The organism is Enterococcus sp. S183_ASV_20 (assembly GCF_018919685.1).
GTDB classification, from domain to species: domain Bacteria; phylum Bacillota; class Bacilli; order Lactobacillales; family Enterococcaceae; genus Enterococcus; species Enterococcus faecalis.
Genome location: NZ_JAHLRI010000100.1, coordinates 1 through 5,425 on the forward strand (window position 1 = coordinate 1; position 5,425 = coordinate 5,425).

The window sequence follows — 5,425 nt, forward strand, 5'->3', positions numbered from 1 at the left end:
GTACTAGACCAATTAAAAGCCGAACTGGGTACTGATAGTATCTATGATATTCATATCTATGACAATTATTCTGAAACAGCGTATCTTGAAAAATTAACAACATATGAACCATTTATTACTATCCATCGCGCTGAAGAAAATCAAGGGTTTGGTCATGGTCATAATCAAGTGTTATTCAATGCTTCGACAAAGTATGCAATTATTTTTAATCCCGATGTTTTGGTTACTAAAGACGTGCTTGATCGTCTATTAGACCGTATCAAAATAGATAAGAACATTGCAGTCGTTAGCCCTAAAGTGCTGAATGAAGATGGCACGACGCAATATTTAGTTCGTCAAAAATTAGATGTCTTCGATTATATGTTACGTTTTATTCCCTTTCAATTTGTAAAGAAAATTTTTGATAAACGTTTGAGCATTTATGAATGTCGCGATTTGTCGGATACAGAAACAACGGATATTAAAATGGGCTCAGGCTGTTTTATGTTGATTGATCGTGAAAAATTCGTTGAAATTGGTGGGTTCGATGAACGTTTTTTCATGTACTTTGAAGACAACGATTTATGTTTACGCTTTGGCAAAGCAGGCTATCGGATTCTCTATACGCCTTTTGAAACGGTTGTTCACATGTATGAAAAGGGCGCCCATAAAAGTCGTAAATTGTTTAAAATCTTTATGCAATCAATGGGGAAATTTTTTAACAAATGGGGCTGGAGGTTCTTTTAATGAGTCAAAGATTAGCGGTAGTCATCGTCTTATATCAAATGAAAATGGCTGATACGCCGAATTATTTGTTATTAAAAGAAGTGGTAGATCACCCCGAATTGCACTTATTTATTTATGACAACAGCCCACTTCCTCAAGAAGATGCATTATTTTTACAACAAAATGTTACTTATCGACATAATCCTGATAATCCAGGACTAGCGACCGCTTATAATGAAGCGATTGCTTTTAGTCAAGCGAATCAATGTGAATTATTGTTGCTCCTTGACCAAGACACAGAAGTGCCAGCCTCTTATTTTGATACGTTGATCATCATGCCGTTAGATCCGACTGTGGCAGTCTATGTTCCAATTGTAGAAGCAAATGGACAACAAATTTCGCCAGTATATAGTGACCAATATGTTGGACTTAAAGGAGCAAAGCCAACAGCAGGGATAGCCAACCAACCGTTGATGGCTATCAATTCTGGTACAGTCATTACGGCAGAAACACTGCGCTGGTTGGAAGGATTTTCGGAAGAATTTCCTTTGGACTATTTAGATCATTGGTTCTTTTATCAATTGAATCAAGCCAATAAAAAGATTGAAGTCTTACCAATCCACCTAAAACAAGAATTGTCTGTTTTAGATTATCGTACAATGAGTCCTCAACGTTATCGCTCTATTATTGAAGCAGAAACGTTATTTTATCGTCGATATGATCAAGAAAAGTTTTCCCATCATCGACGCCATTTATTTTTACGCAGTAGTAAGCAATTTTTAACTGTCAAAAATCGCCAAATTTGGCGGCAAACATTGGCAGAATTTCTCAAGTTAATGAAAGGATAATCTATGATCTCAGTTTGTATTGCGACATATAATGGAGAAAAATATCTCGCGGAACAATTAGATAGTATTCTTTTACAAGTCAGTGAAGAAGATGAACTAATTATTTCAGATGATGGTTCTACTGATCATACGTTGGAAATTTTGAGAACGTATGCAGCGAATTATCCCCAAATTCAATTGTTACAAGGTCCAGGGCAAGGAGTGATTGCTAATTTTGCATTTGCGCTTACGCATACGAAAGGCGAAGTAATATTTTTAGCAGATCAAGATGACGTTTGGTTGCCAAATAAAGTAACGACAGTGACAGAATATTTTGAAACGCACCCTGACATCCAAGTGGTTATTAGTGACTTGAAAATTGTTGATGCGGATTTACAAGTTACCAATCCCTCTTATTTTAAGTTTCGAAAAGTCAAACCAGGGTTTTGGCGAAATGCGATAAAAAGTGGCTATATTGGGGCAGGTATGGCCTTTCGTCAAGAGATGAAAAACGTCATTTTACCCATTCCGCCAGAAGTTCCTATGCACGATATGTGGATTGGCTTATTAGCTGCACGGAAAAAGCAAACGGGCCTCATTAAAGAACCATTAGTGCTTTACCGAAGACATGGAGCGAATGTCAGCCCTATTATTACCAAAACAAGTTTCCAACAAAAATTAAATTGGCGTGTGAATTTATTAAAAGCTTTACATCAGCGTTTAAAGGAACAACGCTAAACTTTTACAGATTTGTAAAATTTACGTAAAAAACATGACAAACCCTATGCTTAATGCGATAATAGGGAAGGATATTTGGTTTTATAGAAACTAAAAATAGAAGTATTTAAGGAGATTGTTCATGAAAGGAATTATTTTAGCAGGCGGAAGCGGGACACGCTTATATCCGTTAACAAAAGCAACATCAAAACAATTAATGCCAATTTACGACAAACCAATGATTTATTACCCAATGTCAACGTTAATGTTGGCGGGAATTAATGAAATTTTGATTATCTCTACACCAGAAGATACACCACGTTTTGAAAGCTTATTCGGCGATGGCCATGATTTAGGCATTCATATCGAATACGCTGTACAAGAAAGCCCAGATGGTTTGGCGCAAGCATTTATTATTGGTGAAGAATTTATTGGTGATGACAGTGTCTGCTTAGTTTTAGGGGACAATATTTATTATGGTGGCGGCTTATCAAAAATGTTGCAACGAGCGGCTTCTAAAGAGTCAGGGGCAACAGTCTTTGGTTACCATGTAAATGATCCAGAGCGTTTCGGCGTGGTAGAATTTGATGAAGAGATGCGGGCGCTTTCTATTGAAGAAAAACCAGCACAACCGAAGTCAAATTACGCAGTGACAGGTTTGTATTTTTACGACAATGAAGTGGTTGAAATTGCAAAAGGAATCAAACCGTCAGAACGTGGGGAATTAGAAATAACAGACGTTAATAAAGTCTACCTTGAAAAAAATAAACTTTCTGTTGAGGTAATGGGCCGTGGCTTTGCTTGGTTAGATACAGGCACACACGAATCTTTATTAGAAGCGTCAACATTTATTGAAACAATTGAAAAACGTCAAAATTTAAAAGTCGCTTGTTTGGAAGAAATTGCTTATCGAATGGGCTATATTACAAAAGAACAATTGGTAGAATTGGCACAACCATTGAAGAAAAATGGCTACGGCCAATACTTGCTACGTTTAGCAGCAGAATAGGAGCGAAGAAACGTGAAAGTTATTGATACAAAATTACAAGATGTCAAAATTATCGAAATGGATGTTTTCGGTGATCATCGTGGCTTTTTTACAGAAAGTTATTCCAAAGCTAAATTTGCAGAACATGGATTAGACTTTGATTTTGTCCAAGATAATCATTCATTATCAACAGAAGCAGGTGTCTTGCGTGGATTGCATTTTCAAAAAGGCGAAGCTGCGCAAACAAAACTAATTCGCGTTGTAACAGGTTCGGTATTAGATGTGATTGTTGATATTCGTAAAGGGAGTCCAACCTATGGTCAATGGGAAGGCTACATTTTATCAGAACATAATCACCATCAGCTTTTAGTACCAAAAGGTTTTGCCCATGGTTTTGTCACTTTGACACCGAACGTGAACTTTATGTACAAGTGTGACAATTACTACAATGCGGCAGCAGACGGTGGTATTGCTTTTAACGATCCAGCGTTAGCTATTGATTGGCCAATTGCGCCAGAAAAAGCGATTACGTCAGAAAAGGATCAAAAACATCCAACCTTAAAAGAATTTGAAGCGGAAAATCCGTTTATCTATGGCGAAATTTAAGAAAAAAGTAGGAGAGTTTCAATTATGAAAAAAATCATCGTAACAGGTGGAGCTGGTTTTATCGGCTCAAATTTTGTTCATTATGTTGTAAAGAATCATCCAGAAGTTCATGTAACTGTATTAGATAAATTAACGTATGCAGGAAATGAAAAAAATCTTGAAGGTCTACCAAGTGATCGTGTGGAATTAGTCGTAGGAGATATCGCTGATGCTGAATTAGTTAATCGTTTAGTCGCTGAAACAGATGCGGTCGTTCACTATGCTGCTGAATCGCATAACGACAACTCATTAAACGACCCATTCCCATTTGTACAAACCAATCTGATTGGGACGTACACATTGATCGAAGCTTGCCGTAAAAACAATGTTCGTTACCACCATGTATCGACTGATGAAGTTTATGGCGATTTACCTTTAAGAGAAGATTTACCAGGACATGGAGAAGGTGAAGGGGAAAAATTCACTGCCGAAACGCCTTACAATCCTTCAAGTCCTTATTCTTCAACAAAAGCAGGCTCTGACTTGTTAGTCAAAGCATGGGTTCGTTCTTTTAACTTACAAGCAACAATTTCAAACTGTTCAAATAACTATGGTCCATATCAACATATTGAAAAATTTATTCCTCGTCAAATTACCAATGTCTTAAGTGGCATTACACCAAAACTTTATGGTGCTGGTAAAAATGTTCGTGACTGGATTCATACAAACGACCATTCTTCGGCTGTTTGGGCAATTTTAACAAAAGGACAAATTGGCGAAACATATTTAATTGGAGCCGATGGTGAAGAAGACAATAAAACAGTGATGGAATTAATTTTAGAATTAATGGGACAACCTGTTGATGCCTATGAGCATGTCAACGATCGTGCAGGACATGACTTACGTTATGCGATTGATTCAACCAGATTACGCGAAGAATTAGGTTGGGAACCAGAATTCACGAATTTCCGTGAAGGCTTGGCAGAAACAATCAAGTGGTATACAGAAAATGAAGACTGGTGGCGTGCAGATAAAGAAGCTGTTGAAGCAAAATATGCACAAAATGGTCAGTAATTTTTTCTGACATGTGAGATAACAGTCGAAAGGCGATGGCAAAGTACAAAAGCTACTTTGCCCTGCCTTTTTTTCAAGAAGGAGCGAAAATAATGATTTTAATTACTGGTGGAAATGGCCAATTGGGCACAGAATTACGTCACCTATTAGATGAACAAGGAATTGAGTATGTTTCGACGGATTCAACAGAATTAGATATTACTGATGCGGATAGTACGTTGGCAAAAGTGAAAGAAATTCAACCAAGCGTCATTTATCATTGTGCTGCTTATACAGCTGTTGATAAAGCAGAAGACGAAGGCAAGGAATTAGATGAAAAAGTGAATGTAGATGGCACACGTCATGTTGCAGAAGCTGCTAAAGCAGTGGGGGCGACACTTGTTTACGTAAGTACAGATTATATTTTTGATGGAACTAAAAAAGAAGGCGTCTATGCGGTTGATGATCAACCGAATCCTTTAAATGAGTATGGTCGGACGAAGTTATTAGGTGAACAAGCGGTACAAGAAATCCTGGACGACTATTATAT

Annotated in this window: 7 protein-coding genes; all 7 read left to right on the top strand. The window is 37.3% G+C overall.

What is annotated here, in order from left to right; genetic code table 11:
* Positions 1-726 (top strand): glycosyltransferase family 2 protein (locus tag KQI94_RS15360; RefSeq protein WP_216454584.1); only part of this gene is annotated, 726 nt, incomplete at its 5' end.
* Positions 726-1,553, top strand: coding sequence for a glycosyltransferase (locus KQI94_RS15365; RefSeq protein ID WP_002369091.1), 828 nt, complete (start codon positions 726-728; stop codon positions 1,551-1,553). The genes KQI94_RS15360 and KQI94_RS15365, both read left to right, overlap by 1 nt.
* A gap of 3 nt (positions 1,554-1,556) precedes the next feature.
* On the top strand, positions 1,557-2,270 hold the full coding sequence (locus tag KQI94_RS15370; protein WP_002362119.1) for a glycosyltransferase family 2 protein: 714 nt from the start codon (positions 1,557-1,559) through the stop codon (positions 2,268-2,270).
* Positions 2,271-2,391: 121 nt separating this feature from the next.
* Entirely contained in the window at positions 2,392-3,258 is an 867-nt protein-coding gene (gene rfbA / locus KQI94_RS15375) for a glucose-1-phosphate thymidylyltransferase RfbA (RefSeq protein ID WP_002364387.1), read from the top strand.
* Positions 3,259-3,270: 12 nt separating this feature from the next.
* Entirely contained in the window at positions 3,271-3,843 is a 573-nt protein-coding gene (gene rfbC, locus KQI94_RS15380) for a dTDP-4-dehydrorhamnose 3,5-epimerase (RefSeq protein WP_216454586.1), read from the top strand.
* 24 nt (positions 3,844-3,867) lie between these two features.
* Entirely contained in the window at positions 3,868-4,896 is a 1,029-nt protein-coding gene (gene rfbB, locus KQI94_RS15385) for a dTDP-glucose 4,6-dehydratase (protein WP_002359895.1), read from the top strand.
* Positions 4,897-4,988: 92 nt separating this feature from the next.
* Positions 4,989-5,425: sugar nucleotide-binding protein (locus tag KQI94_RS15390; RefSeq protein WP_346011723.1), on the top strand; the 437-nt coding region annotated here is incomplete at its 3' end.

Excerpts from the sequence above, each read along its gene's own strand:
- KQI94_RS15365 (WP_002369091.1), top strand. The coding sequence starts at position 726 with ATGAGTCAAAGATTAGCGGTAGTCATCGTCTTATATCAAATGAAAATG.
- KQI94_RS15370 (WP_002362119.1), top strand. The coding sequence starts at position 1,557 with ATGATCTCAGTTTGTATTGCGACATATAATGGAGAAAAATATCTCGCG.
- rfbA (WP_002364387.1), top strand. The coding sequence starts at position 2,392 with ATGAAAGGAATTATTTTAGCAGGCGGAAGCGGGACACGCTTATATCCG.
- rfbB (WP_002359895.1), top strand. The coding sequence starts at position 3,868 with ATGAAAAAAATCATCGTAACAGGTGGAGCTGGTTTTATCGGCTCAAAT.